Source organism: Pedobacter sp. Bi27, from assembly GCF_918698255.1.
In the GTDB taxonomy this organism is placed as follows: Bacteria; Bacteroidota; Bacteroidia; order Sphingobacteriales; family Sphingobacteriaceae; genus Pedobacter.
Genome location: NZ_CAKKMW010000007.1, coordinates 19,429 through 36,469, shown reverse-complemented (window position 1 = coordinate 36,469; position 17,041 = coordinate 19,429). Strand labels below are relative to the sequence as shown.

Annotated in this window: 15 protein-coding genes; 2 read left to right on the top strand and 13 right to left on the bottom strand. The window is 41.0% G+C overall.

All coding sequences use genetic code 11. From position 1 onward, the window contains the following. Window positions 1-172 precede the first annotated feature (172 nt). The 13 genes from LQ227_RS20990 to LQ227_RS20930 are packed head-to-tail and all read right to left on the bottom strand — an operon-like array spanning window position 173 to window position 12,294. Window positions 173-1,120, bottom strand: coding sequence for a D-2-hydroxyacid dehydrogenase family protein (locus tag LQ227_RS20990; RefSeq protein WP_230146132.1), 948 nt, complete (start codon window positions 1,118-1,120; stop codon window positions 173-175). A gap of 35 nt (window positions 1,121-1,155) precedes the next feature. After that, complete coding sequence (locus tag LQ227_RS20985) at window positions 1,156-1,773, bottom strand: TMEM175 family protein (RefSeq protein WP_230146133.1); 618 nt, start codon at window positions 1,771-1,773, stop codon at window positions 1,156-1,158. 8 nt (window positions 1,774-1,781) lie between these two features. After that, window positions 1,782-2,396, bottom strand: coding sequence for an alpha/beta hydrolase (locus tag LQ227_RS20980; protein ID WP_230146134.1), 615 nt, complete (start codon window positions 2,394-2,396; stop codon window positions 1,782-1,784). 1 nt (window position 2,397) lies between these two features. Continuing rightward, window positions 2,398-2,703, bottom strand: a complete 306-nt coding sequence (locus LQ227_RS20975) for a GNAT family N-acetyltransferase (protein ID WP_230146135.1) — start codon at window positions 2,701-2,703, stop codon at window positions 2,398-2,400. A 4-nt stretch (window positions 2,704-2,707) separates the two neighbouring features. Beyond that, a complete protein-coding gene (locus tag LQ227_RS20970; protein WP_230146136.1) occupies window positions 2,708-3,643 on the bottom strand; it encodes a ring-cleaving dioxygenase in 936 nt (311 codons plus the stop codon). Window positions 3,644-3,648: 5 nt separating this feature from the next. Further along, window positions 3,649-5,955, bottom strand: a complete 2,307-nt coding sequence (locus LQ227_RS20965; protein WP_230150878.1) for a histidine kinase dimerization/phosphoacceptor domain -containing protein — start codon at window positions 5,953-5,955, stop codon at window positions 3,649-3,651. A 2-nt stretch (window positions 5,956-5,957) separates the two neighbouring features. Beyond that, a complete protein-coding gene (locus LQ227_RS20960) occupies window positions 5,958-6,647 on the bottom strand; it encodes a YoaK family protein (RefSeq protein WP_230146138.1) in 690 nt (229 codons plus the stop codon). 13 nt (window positions 6,648-6,660) lie between these two features. After that, on the bottom strand, window positions 6,661-7,134 hold the full coding sequence (locus LQ227_RS20955; protein ID WP_131032254.1) for a Dps family protein: 474 nt from the start codon (window positions 7,132-7,134) through the stop codon (window positions 6,661-6,663). A gap of 22 nt (window positions 7,135-7,156) precedes the next feature. Further along, the gene (locus LQ227_RS20950) at window positions 7,157-7,591 is read right to left on the bottom strand and encodes a DoxX family protein (protein ID WP_230146139.1); all 435 of its coding nucleotides are present in this window, start codon (window positions 7,589-7,591) and stop codon (window positions 7,157-7,159) included. A 3-nt stretch (window positions 7,592-7,594) separates the two neighbouring features. Next, complete coding sequence (locus tag LQ227_RS20945; protein ID WP_230146140.1) at window positions 7,595-9,487, bottom strand: amidohydrolase; 1,893 nt, start codon at window positions 9,485-9,487, stop codon at window positions 7,595-7,597. A gap of 26 nt (window positions 9,488-9,513) precedes the next feature. Then, the gene (locus LQ227_RS20940; RefSeq protein ID WP_230146141.1) at window positions 9,514-10,254 is read right to left on the bottom strand and encodes a M17 family peptidase N-terminal domain-containing protein; all 741 of its coding nucleotides are present in this window, start codon (window positions 10,252-10,254) and stop codon (window positions 9,514-9,516) included. Between the two features lie 11 nt (window positions 10,255-10,265). Then, on the bottom strand, window positions 10,266-11,645 hold the full coding sequence (locus LQ227_RS20935; protein ID WP_230150876.1) for an alginate export family protein: 1,380 nt from the start codon (window positions 11,643-11,645) through the stop codon (window positions 10,266-10,268). Between the two features lie 16 nt (window positions 11,646-11,661). Beyond that, on the bottom strand, window positions 11,662-12,294 hold the full coding sequence (locus LQ227_RS20930) for a hydrolase (protein ID WP_215130319.1): 633 nt from the start codon (window positions 12,292-12,294) through the stop codon (window positions 11,662-11,664). A 691-nt stretch (window positions 12,295-12,985) separates the two neighbouring features. On the opposite strand from LQ227_RS20930, the gene LQ227_RS20925 reads away from it, so the two are divergent. Continuing rightward, window positions 12,986-14,677: a sigma-54-dependent Fis family transcriptional regulator gene (locus tag LQ227_RS20925; protein WP_230150872.1), complete on the top strand. Its 1,692-nt coding sequence runs from the start codon at window positions 12,986-12,988 to the stop codon at window positions 14,675-14,677. Window positions 14,678-14,683: 6 nt separating this feature from the next. Further along, the gene (locus tag LQ227_RS20920; protein WP_230150870.1) at window positions 14,684-17,038 is read left to right on the top strand and encodes a histidine kinase dimerization/phosphoacceptor domain -containing protein; all 2,355 of its coding nucleotides are present in this window, start codon (window positions 14,684-14,686) and stop codon (window positions 17,036-17,038) included. Window positions 17,039-17,041: the final 3 nt, after the last annotated feature.

Sequence of the window (17,041 nt, the reverse complement as noted above, 5' to 3'; positions counted from 1 at the left end):
GACGAATAAAACACCCCGTCCTGCGGACACCCCTCTAAAAGAGGGGAATTATATACCGACTGATATTTCAACGTCATTTATATTGATCTTTATGAAATAAATTACCCCCTCAGAGTGACAAATGAGGCACTTAATTTATTCGTGTCAGATGGTAACATCTGAAACTATGGAACTAATTTTTTGGATGTTGAGGAATCCAGTCCAGCAAAACCTTAATAATATCATTAAAAAAAAGGTTATAAGTATCCTGGGTAACGAAGCCGATATGCGGCGTAGCCAGTACATTGTTCAATTTTCTGAAAGGATGGCCTTCATCGAGTGGTTCTTTATCAAAAACATCTAAAGCCGCTCCGGCGATCTTATTTTCTTCGAGGCTTTTGATCAATGCATCTTCATCAACCAATGGCCCTCTGGAAGTATTGATCAGGTAGGCAGTAGACTTCATCAGTGCTAAGTCTTCGGCACCCACAATGCCTTTACTCCTATCACTCAGCACCATGTGAACGGTTAGATAATCAGATTCCTGGAATAAAGTTTTTTTGTCTACATACCTGGCACCGCCAGCTATCGCTTTTTCAGGCGTTAAATTTTCACTCCAGGCAATGGTATCCATATCAAAAACTTTTGCCACGGCAGCAACCTGTGCACCCAAATTCCCAAGTCCTAATATGCCAAGGGTTTTCCCTTTTAAATCGTTACCCACCATATGCTGCCAGCCACCAGCACGCAGATTGGCATTTTCTTGTGGAATGTGTTTCGCGATGGCCATTAAGAGTGCCCAGGTAAGCTCTAAAGCGCCGTGACCTAAATAACCTGTATTGCGCACTTCAATTTGTAATTTTTCAGCTGCAGCAACATCAATGGAACGGTTTCTGGCACCTGTAGAAACGATCAGTTTCAGGTTGGGCAGCTGCATGAGTAAAGCAGCGCTTAATGGAGTGCGCTCGCGCATGACACAAATGATATCAAAAGGGATTAAGCGTGCTACAAGTTCATCCTCCCCATGAAGATGATCGGTAAATACCTTAATATCGGCATGTTCGGCAAGTACCGTCCAATCGGCAAATGATTTCGCTACATCCTGGTAATCATCAAGTACCGCAATTTTATATTTCGACATATTTTATAAATTTAAATCCTTTGCAATTACAACCACTATGTTTGGATAAAGTTAATTTTCTTTGATGATACCGCCCAGAATATCCAAAGCAAAACACAGATCAGCAAAGCGGGATCGGGATAAAAGAACGAAAGGACAAAAGCGATTAAGTAGGTCGGGAATCCATACAGATAGTTGTTTCTGAGCTGCATAATGGCAGCATCACTTATTCCGGGACGCAACAGTTTTTTATCCGAGGTAGCCTGTTGCCAAAGCAGGTTGAAAGCCAGATTAATCAGAACGAACAGTCCGGTGTAAATGGTAACTGAAAGCTGCTTGGAATCTGTTAGAAAAAACCTGGCCAGTAGTGCGCTGGGAAAAGAAACAAGCGAAACCAGGAACAGTATGAGTCCGTTGGCAAACATCAGCCCCGTGTTTCGTTTGTAAATCTGTTTAAAAACTTTATGGTGGTTAACCCAGATAATAAAAATGCTAAAAAAGGAAATGACAAAAGCGACATAGCCCGGCCACTGCAGTTTTAATTGCTCCAGCAAATGAATGGAAGTGTCGCCGTTTTTTATCTCGGGCACATGAAGTTCGAGCACCAGGAGTGTTACTGATATGGCGAAAACTCCATCGCTAAAAGCCTCTATTCTTTCTGTTTCCTTTTCCATTCGCTCCGTTAACCGTTAAAAATCAGCTTATTTACCTGTGCAATTTCTGAATGACTGATGGTATGCCCCATGTTTTGGTAAATAATCTCGGTAACCTCTGCGCCCATACCTTCGAGTAAAGCAGTTGATTCTTTAACCCTCGATACCGGAACGTGCATATCGGGATCGCTGCTGCCGATAAAAACAGGAGTACCGTCGAAGTCGCCATGATAATTGCGGTGATCCACCTGTTCGCCGATAAGGCCACCTGTGAAAGCCACCACACCACCATAACGGGCAGCATTGCTTGCAACAAAATCAAGGGTTAAACAGGCGCCCTGAGAAAAACCTAAAAAGTAGATCTGCTCTTTTGTAAAACCTTCTTTTCCCAGATCAATTACAATATCGTTTATTGTTTTTAGCGCATTGGAAAGTGAAGGCTCGTTAGCTGCCCGTGGCGCCAAAAATGATTGAGGGTACCAGGTATTATTTTCCGCCTGCGGGGCGATCAATGCAAATTTTGAAACCTCCAGGTATTCTGCCATTGATAATATATCCTGGGCAGTTCCTCCACGACCGTGGATCATGATCAGCACTTTTCCTGCCTGATCAAGGCTTTTTCCAGCTTTTATAATTTCTTTCATTTTATTCTTCTTCTTTTATTTTGTTCCAGATATCGCGATACAGATCTTCGTGCCGTTTGAACTGGATGTGAACATAAGGGCACATTGGGATAACCATTAATCGGTTTTCGCGGACATAGGCCACCATTGCATCGAGCAACATTTTAGCATATCCTTTTCCTTCTTTTGCAGGATCTACTTCGGTATGGTAAACGGTTAAATCGTTATCCTTAATATCGAAAATCATTTCGCCAACTTTTCCGTCTTCATCATAAATATCGAACGAACTTGGTTCGCCTTCCTGAATGTTTAATTTTACCTCTGCCATCTTTTTAAATTAATTTTGGAAGTAATTTATCTAAATCTTCGCGTAAATGCTCGTGCTGATGCGGTAATTTTAAATGTGTCCCCAGTTCATTTAAAGGCTCATCAACGGTAAAACCTGGATTTTCTGTTGCAATTTCGAAAAGTACACCCCCTGGTTCGCGGAAATATAAAGAGTAGAAATAATCACGATCGATTTTAGGCGTAATCTGTAAGTTTTTACTTAAAATCTGCTCCCTCAATTCCATTTGAATATCCTCGTTTTTAACACGGAATGCCACATGGTGGTTGGTACCGGCAGCATTTCTTCCCCTGTGGCCAGATGGTACTTCCAACAGATCTACAATAGCCGCATTTTCTACGGTATCGGTAATAAAACGATATCGGTTTTCTTCCTGTCCCAGTAAACGGTAACCAAATAAATCAGTTAATACCTTTGCGGTTCCATCGATACTTTGCAGGGTTAAAGTGGTACTGTGGAAACCTTTGGTTGCAGTATCCTTTTTGATATCAGCAGTTTCCCAGGGCGTTCTGGCATCTGTAGTTTTAGGTACAATCAAACTCAGCGATAAACCATCTGGGTCTTTAAAAGCAAGTACCTGTTCGCCGAAACGCTCGGTAATCTCCTTTGTTTTAACGTTTGCGGCACCGAATCTTTCCAACCAGAACTGGTGACTGCCCACAGGTACAGAATAGCCGATTTCTGTTGCCATCCCCACGCCTTCAGTGCCCTGCCCAATTCCATCCCATGGAAAAAAGGTAAGAATGGTTCCTGCTGATCCACTTTCATCGCCATAATAGAGATGGTAAGTACCCGGGTCATCAAAATTTACCGTTTTTTTCACCAACCTTAAACCCAGTGTTTTAGTATAAAAATCGAAGTTTTGCTGTGCATTGCCTGCAATCGCCGTGATGTGGTGCAAGCCTAAAATGTTATTATTCATATCGTTTAATTTTTGTTTATTAATAGTGCTGAGCTTTCTGTAATTAATTCGTTGTGGCGTTTGAAGATGACATCAAGCACAAGGCCATCATCATTCCACATTTTTATTTCTCCGTTAAGCTGTTCGGTAAGGCCGGTCATTAAGCTCATTCCAAGTGATTCGGTATGATCAGGATCGAAGCCTGCTGGCAAACCAATCCCCGTATCTGCAATTTTCAGTTCGCAGCGCTCCTCTCCCGTGAGCAAGAAAGAAATGTGCACTTTACCTTTTTTATCATCCGGAAAGGCATATTTAATCACGTTACTAATGGCCTCGTTCAGGATCAAACCAAGCGGAACCGCCTGTGCAACATCTAATTTAATCGCCTCTGTTTCTAAAGTGAACTGGATTTTCTTATCAGTACCAAAACATTCGATCATATATTCTACCAATTCTTTGATGTACCATTTCATATCTATTTCAGCCAGATTATCAGACTGATAAAGCTTTTGGTGAATAAGCGACATGGCATGCATCCGGTTCTGGCTATTTCTAATGGCCACTAAAGCATCTTCATTATCGAGGTAAGCCGACTGGGTATTAAGCAGGCTGATTACAATCTGCAGGTTGTTTTTAACCCGGTGATGGATTTCGCGAAGGAGCCATTCTTTTTCGCCGAGTATTTTCCTAAGCAGTTCGTTCTGCGTATTGATTTCTTCCTGCTTTTGCTCCAGGATAAGATTGCTACGCCTTTTTAAACGATAACGGTTATAAATGAGGCCTACGAACAGCGCCGCGATAATAAGTCCTGCGATAAAAAAATACCTCACCCGTTCCTCATTCCCGATCCTGACCTGCTGCAACTGATTTTTTTGATGAAGCAGGGCAATATCCTTATCTTTTTTCTCGGTTTGATATTCGATTTCCAATCCCGAAATCTGTTTGTTCTTTTCGTTGTTCCAGATGGAATCCGTTAACCTTTTATAAGTTTTATAGTGCGCCACAGCCGACCAGGGTTTGTTCAGTGCAGAATCTACATCAAACCAAAGCCTGTGCAACTGAGACAGCGCCAGTAAGTTTTTCTGCGCTAAACTTTGCTTTTCATGTTCTTTTAAATAACCGTCGGCAGCTTGAAATTGCTTCTCACGGATCAGTTTCCGGATGATACTGCGATACAGATAAATCTGGTTCGGATCATCTTTGGGCAGGTCGTGGTGGAATTTAATTAAAGTTTTGAAAAATGGTTCAGCCTTGCCATATTGTTCAATATCGTAGTAAGTGTTGAACAAAATATAAGGTATGCGCAGTTTCATCTGGGTATCAGTTGGCGGATATTTTTTAATCAGCTCTTTCAATTCAGCTATTCCTTCTTCAAACCTTTTCATGCGAACATAGATGGTGGCTACATTGGCAATAATGGTCTGCATGTAACCTGGGTCTTTGTAACGCTCAGCGATGTTTTTTGCCCTTAACCAATAGTCAAGTGCTTTCTGGTCGTTCCTCAGGTAATAATAGGTTAAACCTAAATGGTTGTTTATAGAACTTCTTTGCAAACTTGTATCAGCCAACTGGTTGGCAGTTTTCTCTGCTAGTAAACCGTATTTTAGCGCTTCCGAAAAATTGCCGAGGCTGATATTGGTAATACACATGTTATTGTACACGCCTTGCAACTCTTTAAAACTAATAGCCTTGTAAACAGCAAGCGAGGTATCCATTAGTTGAATGGCATAGGCTGGCTGCCCTTCTATGTTGTAATAATCGCCCAGGTTTTTAAGCGAATTGGCTTCTTCTAATTTATTTCCTGCCTGGCGGTAAAGGGCCAGGGATTTTTCATTGTAAGCAATTTTCTTTTCGAGATCCGCTCCTTCATTACCAAAAAGATTCCCTATGGCCGAATATGCTTCTGCCAATTGATCTTTCAGATTCATCTTCGAGGCGTAGGCAATGGCCTGTTCATAAATTTTTGTCCCTAAAACCTTATCTCCCGATTCGCGGATGATATTTCCTTTGAGCACCATACTTCGGGCAATTCCTTTTGGATATTCGATCTTGCCGGCTAAAGCAAAAGCCTGTTCGCGGAGCTGCATCGCCCGGGCAAGGTCGGCTTTTAATTCGCCTGGTAAATTGAGGTAATAGGTACCCAGATCGATCCATAAATCGACTTTACTTTCTGTTTGGCCAAGCCTGCGGAGTTTAATTTCCGCTGTTTCAACTTCCTTGATAGTCCTGATGCCCTGCCCTTTTGCAAGGACAGGACTGATCAGCATGAAAGTAATTAACAGGAACCTGAATTCCGGCCAGCAACAATTAGCTATTTTGTTTATGGTTGGCATCTTTAAATTTTAGCATCATTTTTATCCGCCTTTGTGCTGTAATAGCAGATTAACATGGCAACACCAGGCAGCACGATGCCCACTAAGCCAAACAGCTGTCCGATCCAGGCGCCGAGGATACAGCCAATTAAAAAGCCGCCCAATGTGATTAAACCTTTATTTATCCCTGAAAGGAAGTCGGCGTTTTTGAAACCCGAATTACAAAACGACCTGATATCAAGCGCAAACTGGGTTACATTACCCGTCATCATGGTGGTTGGTCCATAGGTTTCTTTGGCATAAAGTTTCCCAAAGGCATTCTGTATCCCCATGGCAAAAACCACGATCATGGTAACCAGGTACATTGGCCATGTAACTTCACCATTGTCTATATAGCCTAAAGAATACGCTATTGCACCGCCAAGTAAAAGAATAAGCCCCTCACATAAAAGCAGAAAATGCCTGTTCGAAAATCTCGCCGATATCCAGCCGCCAGCCATAACAGAGAGCATAAATATTGGGAAAGTTAGCAGTTTGATCCATGCATCGCCATCAGAGCCTTTTATCATCTGATAAGCGAATACGATAAAGTTTCCTGTAACGTGTGCCGAAAAAATCTTATCGGCAGCAACAAAGGTAATACTATCGCAATAGCCCGCTATAATGGTTAATACAAGGGTTACAAACCAGATATTGTTCTGTTTTTCTTCCATTTTGTTTTTGATTTTACGATAAATGAGCCCTTAACATCCAGGCCATGGTTTCGTGTGTTTCCATTAATCCTGTGATGTAATCGCTTGTTCCGGCATCTTTAAGCGCCCCTGCATAATTATCGATGTTTTCTCTTAAATGGATCAGGATACTTTCGTGATCTGCCAATAACATTTTGATGTAGGTTGGTGCATCGTTTTTACCGCGGTCGTCTTCAGTTAAGTGAGTTAATTCCAGAAACTGTTTAAGCGATGCGGGCGCATAATGACCAAGCTTGCGGATACGTTCTGCAACTTCATCAACAATATCTTCCAGTTGGGTGTATTGCTCTTCAAAAAATTTGTGTTTGTTGTAAAAGTCTGGTCCTTCAACGTTCCAGTGCGCTTTTCTTGTTTTGGTATATAAAACGTATTCATCTGCAAGAATTTTGCTTAATGAATGTGCAACCTCGGCGAGGTTTTCTGCGCTGATTCCAATTTTAGCTTCCATAATTTGTGATTTAATGTTTATTTTAATTAAAAAGTGTATTGAATAAATAATGATCTATTGAAATAGTCCCGGGTCCGATTAACCATAAAAAAAGCATGGCCAATGTGTACATGTAAGGTACATCACGCACTTCAATCGAATCTTTACGATGTACTACGAAATAGCCGATGGCCGTTACACCTATAGATGGCAATAAGAAAAGTCTGGTTCCGACACCTATGGCAACCAGAAATGGCACAAGGGTATCAGAAAAAGTGGCAACCAGGGCATTCAGTTTATCTGGCAACCCCAGGGGATTGGGTACATGTTCTTTCTCTCCGTTTTGTACACGGAACTTTTTCATGCCATGAACCCTGAAAAGCTCGAGCATGAGCAGCAGCCTAAAAATAAGTACGGCCCAGTTGTTAAAGTCTGATCCCAAATCAGAATAAAGCAGGTATTTAATGATATTTTCCATGGATTAAAAAGCAAAGCATGAGCAGCCCAGCGCGCCCCAAAATGCGGTGTAATTGTTTACAGGAAGGTTGCTGGTCCTCACTGCATCGTGATTATGATTATGGACATTACAGCTACCTACGCAAGAGTGCACCATTGCTAAAACCGAACCGGCGCCCTTTGCCCCTTTTGTTTTTCCCTGTTGATCTGTTTTGTGCGTCGCCGGAGAATAATATCCGTTGTAACTGTTTGTTGGCGACCAGTCTGGCAGAATCGGGATTTTTGGTGGAGAAAAAGAAGAGAAATCGCCTTTGGCATACACAATTTTGCCATCAACTAGGGTTAAATCAGATTCGATACTTTTGATCTGCTCATCGGCAACTTCGAAGTAATCGTGATTTAAAACGGCTAAATCTGCAAGCATGCCTACTTCGATATCACCCTTTTTTTGCTGCTCGTTCGAAAACCAGGCACTGCCCCTGGTATATAGTTCTAAAGCGGTTTCTCTTGATAAAACGGTTTCTTCACTGTAGATTTTTAAGCCACCAACTGTTTTACCGGCAGTTAACCAAAACATGGAAACCCATGGATTGTAACTGCTTACGCGGGTGGCATCAGAACCACCACCAACAGGAACTCCCATTTCGAGCATTTTTTTAACCGGTGGTGTTTGCAAGGCAGCTTTTGCACCATAACGTTCGGTAAAATATTCGCCCTGATAAGCCATTCTGCTCTGAATCGCTATGCCGCCACCCAGGGCTTTTACACGTTCAATGTTCCGCTCGTCGATGGTTTCGGCATGGTCGAATATCCAGGGCAGGCCAGCAAAAGGAATATCTCTATTTACCTTTTCAAAAACATTTAGAAAACGACCGATACTTTCATTATAAGTGGCATGAAGCCTGAAAGGCCATCTTTTTTCGACCAGTAAACGCACCACACGTTCCAGTTCGGGCTCCATATTATCGGAGAGGTCTGGCCTTGGCTGAAGAAAATCTTCGAAATCTGCTGCAGAGAAAACCAGCATTTCACCCGCCCCGTTGTGGCGGTACATATCATCTCCCTGATAAAGTTTTACGGTATTGGTCCAGTTGTCAAAATCCTCAAATTCCTGCTTTGGGCGCTGTGTAAATAAATTATAAGCAATGCGAACGGTAAGTTGTTTTTGCTCATTCAATTCGTTTACAACTTTATAATCGTCAGGAAAATTTTGAAAACCTCCACCGGCATCAATTACACTGGTAATCCCGAAACGGTTCAGTTCGGTCATAAAATGACGGGTAGAATTTACCTGATGTTCATAAGAAAGTTTCGGACCTTTTGCCAGTGTAGAATATAAAATCATCGCGTTTGGGCTGGCGATAATCAGTCCCGTAGGCTCCCCATTGGCATCTCTCTGGATTTCTCCACCCGGAGGCGCAGGCGTATCTTTTGTATATCCAACGGCTTTAAGCGCAGCGCGGTTCATAAAAGCACGGTCGTATAAATGCAAAATAAACACAGGCGTTTCGGGCGCAATGGCATTTATTTCTTCCAGCGTTGGCATTCGTCTTTCAGCAAACTGAAACTCAGACCAGCCCCCAACTACGCGCACCCATTGTGGTGATGGGGTAATATCTACCTGCTCTTTAAGCATCCGTAAAGCATCAGCCAGTGACGGAACACCATCCCAGCGTAATTCCAGATTGAAATTTAACCCACCACGGATTAAATGGATGTGGGAGTCGTTAATCCCCGGAACAACCCGTTTTTTACCCAGATCAATCAGTCTTGTTGCAGAACCCGAAAAATTCATGATGTCGCTATCACGACCAACGGCGATGAACTTGCCATCTTTAATGGCAACGGCTGTTATTTCTTCCTTTTGCTTGGCAATGGTATGAACCTTACCATTGAATAAAATTATATCTGCAGTCATGGTGTCTTCTTTTTAGATTTGAGATCTTAATTTTTAATGGCAGCAATTGCTTCCTGAATGCCTTCTCCGGCTGTTGTAAAAAACGCAGGTCCTGCCAAAAGGATCACTTTTGCCACTGGTTTAAAGGTTGCCATATTCTTTTCTTTTAACCAGGTTTGGGTTCTGTAGGCTTCGAAAATGCCTTTTACAACGTTTCCAGCAACCAATGCCGTTGGCGAGTCGATCCCTGCATCTTTTAAATCACTTGCAAAAGAAAAGTTGTTTACACCAAGTTTAAGCGCTTCTCTCATGGCGATGCTGCCTACTCCGGTCATGAATTCTGGTGTAAATTTATTCCGATCGCCAAGACCGATTAAAAGCAGGCGTTTGCCACCTATGGTACCTTTTGGTGGAGAAATTAAAATGGTTTCGTTGGCGTGACCAAGAAATTTCCCACTTTTACGGATTTCGGTGATCAAACCTTTCATATCCTGATCTAGGTGTACCAAACCATTTAATGCTGGCGGAAGTGCAGGTGGCGAATTAAAAATATCGCCTTCGGTGTACTCAAAAACACAGGCAATCTGCAAATCGCTAACCTGCGCTGATGGCCCCTGAACTACCCCTTCGATTGCAATCCCATCAACCGTACCCCAAACTTTGGCCGTTCCAATTGCGGTAGTTGTTTGTGCGAATGTTGTTCCCGTAACAAATACAGAGAATATGATAATGGCCAGCCTGAAGTTTTGGATAGCAGCTATTGACTGTTTAGTGAAGTTATTTTTCATTTTCTTATTATTTAAAATTTGTATGATACCTGAGCATTAAAAAACTTTGAATTGTCCCAGCGTGGTACGATATCTTTTATAAAATCGCCTACCCTGAAATATTGCCCCCCACAACTGAATGAAAGGTTGTTATTGAATTTATAATCTGCACTGAGCAGATAAGTGGTACCGATAAAGCGATGATTAGAAAGTGAACCTGCGGTATTAAAATTTCCGCTGGGGCGATAGATCCCATCGTTTGTAGAATACCTCCAGTTAAAAACTACATCAGCCTGAATGCTTAATTTATCGGTTGGGCTAAGGGTTAAGTAAGGATGCAGATCAATTAGGTTCGAAGGTCCGATGAGTGGGTTAAATCCAAAATAACCTCCTTTAGGATACAAGGGATTAAAGGTTTGGAGTTTCCCATCGCCTGCTTTCTGGTCACCTGAGATATAATCGTTCCGCAGGTTTACAGAAGGCTTAAGCTTGGTTTCTTCAAAAGTATAACCCAATTCAATAGCCATCGTCCAGGCATCGATGTTGCCACTTCCAAACTTGCCAAACTGATAGGCAGCTTCTACATTATAGATAAAACCACCGCCACTTTTCCAATACCGGGTAGCCACGGTATGCCTGATTTCTTTTTCAGCGCCTTCCTCAAATTCTGCATTGTCGCGCCTGATGCCTAAATAATAGAAATCGAAGTTTCCCCCTTGTTGGATATTGAGATTCGAATAAGCACCCCAAAGGTTGGCCTGATGGCTGGGGCGATTATCGAATACCCCAAAATTCACTTCATCAGCCGCTAAAACAAATGCATCCAGTGAAAACCGTGGTGTTGCATACATTAGTTTTGCTCCGGTAAAATACTGCCGTACGGTTGTCCCCTCTCTTACAGAAATTAACCGCCCGGAACCGTAATTAATTTCCTGCCTACCCAACCTAAGGGCTAATTTATTGGGTGAATCTTTAAGAATCCTGTATTCTGCAAACAGATTTTGTACTACAAGCTGGTCTTCATCAACCGGAGATGGTCCATATTTACTGCCATTTTCGAGCGCACTGTTTAACTGGGCAAAAATCCGCAGTCTTTCTCCAACATTTAAATCAGCATAAAGCGAGTAGCGCTGTAAAAAAGAATAATTGAAACCCTGATCTTTGATCCAATCTTCATTGATTTTCCCTCCGTATTCCTCCCTGATTTCGCCACCAAAACTGAGGTAAACTTTTTTATCTACCGAAAGCGGCAGGAACTTTAACGTATTGTAGGGGTTCCTGGCCGAATCTTTCAGCTTGCTATAATCCTCATCGTAGCGCATTAGCTTAATGCCTTGGGCGAAAGCCACTGTTGTTGATAAGCAAAAACAGATTGCAACAACGAATGCCAAATGGGGATAATCAGTTCTCATTTTATGTAAATGAGGGTTAGTGTTTTACCATTTTGTGTGCATACTGGATACCAAGGCCATAACCTGCACCGTATTTTTTCATTAATGTGGTTACAGGCTCATAGGTTCCGGTTCTGGCCCAATCTCTTTGAAGTTCAAGGATGTACTGCACAGAAGTTACCGGTTTTACACCTGCATGCACCATCCGCTGAATGGCCCGTTCGTGTGCCTCATTGCTTACATCACCACAGGCATCAGTGATCACGAAAACATCAAAACCTTCTGATAAGGCCGATAAAGCCGGACCAACGATACAAACACCTGTCCAAAGACCAGCCAATACAAGTTTCTTTTTCCCGGTTGCCGTGATTGCTTTGTAAGCCGGTTCATCTTCCCAGGTATTCATCGAAGTCCTATCGATATAATTTGAGGTAGCCTGGGGATAAAATTCTTCAATTTCTGGAAAAACAGGGCCTGCAAACGACTCTTCGGCAACTGTGGTTACAATAGTGGGTACGTTAAAGATTTTAGATGCGCCACAAACAATGGCAACATTAGTACGAAGTTCGGTAATAGAGATGCTTTTTGTTGCAAAAGCCATCTGTCCCTCGAAATCGATTAATACTAATGCATGATTTTCCGGAGATAATAAGTCTGGTGATGGTTTCATAATTAAATATTTTTGTTTCCCTCACTGTTCCAAGAAACATACCACCAAACAAATATCTATAAATCAGAACCTTACAAAAAAACATACAAAATATGATTAACTATATATCGTCGATTTACGAATTTTATGTTTTGTTTTACCGCAAAGGAAGTAGAGGGAGAAGCGTGTGTGTTTTAACCACAGAGAAAATGAAGGAAATACACCGAGCGCACAATTTGGGGTTTTAGTTAATTTTTCCGAACAGCGATTTGATTAAGGCATCGTTATCCGATAGCTATGGGATGCGAGAAGGTTTTTCAACCGGCGACGGAATCTTTATGGCAGGACTCGCGAACATGAAAGATTGCTTCGTCGTTCCTCCTCGTAATGACGAATTATTTTTGGAATTTGTTATTATTTGATCGATTATTCTTTAAAGTAGTAGTACTCCATTGGATCGTCATCCTGAATTTATTTCAGGAGCTGTTTTAGCCAAAATCATTTGTTTAGATGGATGCTGAAACAAGTTCAGCAAGACGACACACGGGTTGACACCTTATATAATAACGAAAAAAAATAAAAAAACACCAACATCAAAAAACAATATAACTCACTAAAAATCAGCAGTAAAAACAAACTAATAACGAAATTTCGTTACCAATTTAACGAATCTAAATTCATTAATTAAATTTATAAACCCTACTTTAGCGACATGGAAAGCAAGGGCAATTTATCTGAAATTCAAAATCAAGAACATGCCATCCTAAATATTAATGGAGAGACAGTACTTGAAATCGAAAATGCACGCTTGGTTAAAAAACTCGACCAAAAAGAAAGGGAAAATGCAGTTTTGTTATCGTTAAGCAACTCCATTGCTTCCATCAGGAATAAACTTGATCTCTTCGATGTTATAGATCTAAAACTTAAAAAATTATTTGATTTTGATGACTTTGTAATCTGTTTGATTAATGACGATCAGGAGACCCATAGTGCTTTCATCTATAACCAAAAAGAGGATTTTCTTAAAACAGCCGGTATAGCACCAGAATCATCGAAGAAGTACACACTCGATGATGGCATGTGCAGGGCGATGATTTCTTCAGAAAAACCAATCGTTTTTAACGTTGAAGAAGTTTTAAAGTGGGATGACGCACCTGCCTGGTTATCATTTTGGCACAATAAAGGCATCAAAGAAATGATTGGCCTGAAAATGGTGGACCGATCAGCATGTATCGGTTTCTTTTACCTCTACACTAAGAATACGAATTCATTATCGAACATCTATTTTGATCTGCTGCAGGGCATTTCGCTGCAGATTTCAATTGCGATATCGAACATCCTTGCAAACGAAAAAATAGAGCAACAGCTCTTAGAAATCAATGCATACAAACAAAAATTAGAGGACGAAAAAAGCTACCTGCAGGAGGAGATCCAATACAAATACAACCATACAGAAATCATCGGGCAAAGCAAGTCGTTAAAAGACATTTTCCACCTGGTTGAGGCTGTGGCTGCTACCGATAGTACTGTACTTATTACCGGGGAAACAGGTACAGGAAAAGAACTCATTGCAAGGGCATTACACAATTCCTCACTTCGCAGCAATGAATTGATGGTTAAAATCAATTGTGCCGCAATCCCCGCTAGCTTGGCCGAAAGTGAACTTTTCGGTCATGAAAAAGGCAGCTTTACAGGTGCAACTGAGCGGCGCATCGGCAAGTTTGAACTGGCACACAATGGGACGCTTTTTTTGGATGAGATTGGCGAACTTTCATTAGAACTTCAGGTAAAACTGCTCCGTGCATTACAGGAAAAGGAAATTGAACGGATTGGCGGCAGGGATGTAATTAAAACAAATGTGAGAATTATAGCTGCCACGAACAGGAATCTGCTAAAAGAGGTAGAAAAAGGAAGTTTCAGGAGCGACCTATATTACAGGTTAAACGTATTTCCAATTCCAATCCCCCCGTTGAGGGATAGATTGGATGATATCCCCCATCTTACGGCATTCTTCATTGAACGCATTTCAAAAAAAACAGGAAGGCAGGTAAACGCCATTTCCAAAAGTGCGCTGAACAAACTCATGCTCTACCCCTGGCCGGGAAACGTGAGGGAACTGGAGCATTTGATTGAACGGAGCATATTATTAACATCCGGCAACATATTAAAAGAAATCCACTTACCTAAAACAGATAGAAATGAGGCAATTAACAATACGGATGAGCAAAAAATCAAAAGCATCCACGAAAACGAGCGCGACCATATTCTATCGGTTTTAAAACGTTGCAAGGGAAAAATATCGGGTATTGGTGGAGCTGCAGAAATATTAAATATCCCTGCTACCACCCTTAACTCAAAAATTAAAAAATTTAAGATTAAACGGGAACATATCCTGAATAAGTAACATTTAATGATAGAATTAAACAAACTGTTTAAAAAAACTGCGGCAGTAAAGCAGATCAATAAAATGATCGTGCTCATCATACTATTTGCGATTTTCAGTTTAACGCTCATTAAGAGCAGTAATACTTCAGCCAGAAATCAGGTAGGCAGTCTAAACCCTACAGATTCCCTTCAAAAGCTGCAGAGACTTTTGGCTGATTCAAAACCCGATACAAACCGCATACAATACCTGCTAAAAATTGCCGATCATTTCATCAATCAACAAGAAAACCAAAGCATAAATTTAGCGAGGGCAATGCCTTATCTGCAAAAAGCACATATTTTAAATAATCAACTTAAATCTCCAAACTGGGAATTCCGTACCCTTATGACTTACGCCCGGTTTTTGAACAAAAAACATTTAAGAGTACAGCAGGCACTCACCTATGAAAAGGCTATCGCTATTGCACAAAAAGCAGGCAACAAGCGCTTCGAAGCCAGCGCATGGTATTCGTATTACATTAATGTTCCCGATACGGTTTCTGATTATAAAAACAAAACATTTTATAACCGGGCAGCCACTGCACATGCCTTATATAAAGAAATCGGCACCTCTTTTCAGGAAAAATACAGAGAGGCAACGCTTCTAAAAACAATGGCCGACTTCCATTTAGAGGAAGAAAAATTTGATTTATCGATAAAAGAGCTTTATGAGGTTATAGCGCTGGATAAAAAATTCAAACTTCCCGATCTGCCAATGGCCTATGATCTGCTTTCGGCAGTTTATGAAAGAAAAGGAGAACTCAGCAAGGCATTGAATTACGCATTACTGAGTGTAAAAACGGCACAAAACAACCACGAGGAAGTACTAGGCACCTATTTAAACAGAGTAGGTTCTGCGTATGAGGCCATGGGCAAAGCTAAAGAAAGTATTGCCTGGTACCATAAAACCCTTGATGGTAGCGATAAAAAAGATCCGTTCCGCTTTGTTACGGCTTATTCCATTACGAGCCAAATGATCAAACTGGGTGAAGCCAAAAAAGCACTGGCTATACTCGAAAAAACGTGGAGCGAGGTTAACAATCCATCAAGTGGACATGAATATTTTATGTTCCTGGCATTTGGCGAATGTTATGCTGCGCTAAAAAAGTACGATCTGGCTAAAAAGTATTTCAATAAACTGCTGGAAGATGCTACATTAAAAACATATTCCAACACTTTCCAAACTTCAGTTTTCTTCTCGGTAAGCGAATTTTACTTTGCCCAGAACAAATACGAGCTAGCTTTACAATTCGCCGAAAAGGCGAGAGAAAACCAGATCAGCATGACCTTGCCAAGGCAGATCAGATTAAATGAAATACTTTACAAAATAGATGTATCTACAGATCGTCCTGCCGAGGCCATTATTCACCTGCAAACCTTTCATAAGCTTAGAGATTCGATGCTTAGCCAGGAGAATTTAAATACCATTGAGCGTTTGAAGATTGAATTCCAGGCCTCGCAAAAGGAGAATGAAAATGAAATCCTCAGGAAGAAATCACAATTACAAAGTCAGGAGCTTAACCGCATTCAATGGATCAAAAATGCCACTATCGCCGGGCTGGCATTTTTAACTATCGTGCTTGTTTTAATCTATGGCAGGTTCCGGTTGAAAAAGAAACTTCATGATACTTTGGTAAAGAAAAAAGCAGATATAGATCTTGCCTACGCTGAACTTGAAGTAAATATTCAACAAAAAAATAATTTAATTGAAGAGAAAGAAAGCTTAATTAAGGAAGTGCACCATCGGGTTAAAAACAACCTGCAGTTAACAATGAGTTTACTGAACAGCCAAAGTTATTACCTTGAAGATTTATCGGCAATTGAGGCCATAAAAGAAAGTCAGCACCGTTTGAAAAGTATTGCATTGATTCATCAAAAGCTTTACCAAACAGAAAATCTGGCTACCATTAACATTCAGCCTTATATTGTAGAATTGGTTGAATATTTAAAGGAAAGCCTGAACGATGATAAAAAGATCAGCTTTGAATTGGATATTTTAAATCTCGAACTGGACATTTCGAAAGCTGTTCCGCTTGGCTTAATTATTAACGAGGCAATTACCAATATTTTCAAATATGCTTTTCCTAATAGTCATGGCGGAAAAGTGATCATTAGCCTAAAAGAATGCCAGGCAGATCATTATAAACTGTTTATTAAAGATAACGGCATCGGATTACCCGCCGATTTTGATTATGAACAATGCAACACACTGGGCATTATTTTAATGAAGGGACTGAGTGCCCAAATTGATGGTGTTTTTACGATGGAAAGCAAAGATGGTGTTTCGTTAAGCTTAATTTTTATAAATAGAGGTGAAGATTTATTGCTGTTGAAAGATTAATTG

Bases quoted from the DNA above. Each gene is read 5' to 3' on its own strand.
- LQ227_RS20990 (WP_230146132.1), bottom strand. From the start codon at position 1,120: ATGTCGAAATATAAAATTGCGGTACTTGATGATTACCAGGATGTAGCG.
- LQ227_RS20985 (WP_230146133.1), bottom strand. From the start codon at position 1,773: ATGGAAAAGGAAACAGAAAGAATAGAGGCTTTTAGCGATGGAGTTTTC.
- LQ227_RS20980 (WP_230146134.1), bottom strand. From the start codon at position 2,396: ATGAAAGAAATTATAAAAGCTGGAAAAAGCCTTGATCAGGCAGGAAAA.
- LQ227_RS20975 (WP_230146135.1), bottom strand. From the start codon at position 2,703: ATGGCAGAGGTAAAATTAAACATTCAGGAAGGCGAACCAAGTTCGTTC.
- LQ227_RS20970 (WP_230146136.1), bottom strand. From the start codon at position 3,643: ATGAATAATAACATTTTAGGCTTGCACCACATCACGGCGATTGCAGGC.
- LQ227_RS20965 (WP_230150878.1), bottom strand. From the start codon at position 5,955: ATGCCAACCATAAACAAAATAGCTAATTGTTGCTGGCCGGAATTCAGG.
- LQ227_RS20960 (WP_230146138.1), bottom strand. From the start codon at position 6,647: ATGGAAGAAAAACAGAACAATATCTGGTTTGTAACCCTTGTATTAACC.
- LQ227_RS20955 (WP_131032254.1), bottom strand. From the start codon at position 7,134: ATGGAAGCTAAAATTGGAATCAGCGCAGAAAACCTCGCCGAGGTTGCA.
- LQ227_RS20950 (WP_230146139.1), bottom strand. From the start codon at position 7,591: ATGGAAAATATCATTAAATACCTGCTTTATTCTGATTTGGGATCAGAC.
- LQ227_RS20945 (WP_230146140.1), bottom strand. From the start codon at position 9,487: ATGACTGCAGATATAATTTTATTCAATGGTAAGGTTCATACCATTGCC.
- LQ227_RS20940 (WP_230146141.1), bottom strand. From the start codon at position 10,254: ATGAAAAATAACTTCACTAAACAGTCAATAGCTGCTATCCAAAACTTC.
- LQ227_RS20935 (WP_230150876.1), bottom strand. From the start codon at position 11,645: ATGAGAACTGATTATCCCCATTTGGCATTCGTTGTTGCAATCTGTTTT.
- LQ227_RS20930 (WP_215130319.1), bottom strand. From the start codon at position 12,294: ATGAAACCATCACCAGACTTATTATCTCCGGAAAATCATGCATTAGTA.
- LQ227_RS20925 (WP_230150872.1), top strand. From the start codon at position 12,986: ATGGAAAGCAAGGGCAATTTATCTGAAATTCAAAATCAAGAACATGCC.
- LQ227_RS20920 (WP_230150870.1), top strand. From the start codon at position 14,684: ATGATAGAATTAAACAAACTGTTTAAAAAAACTGCGGCAGTAAAGCAG.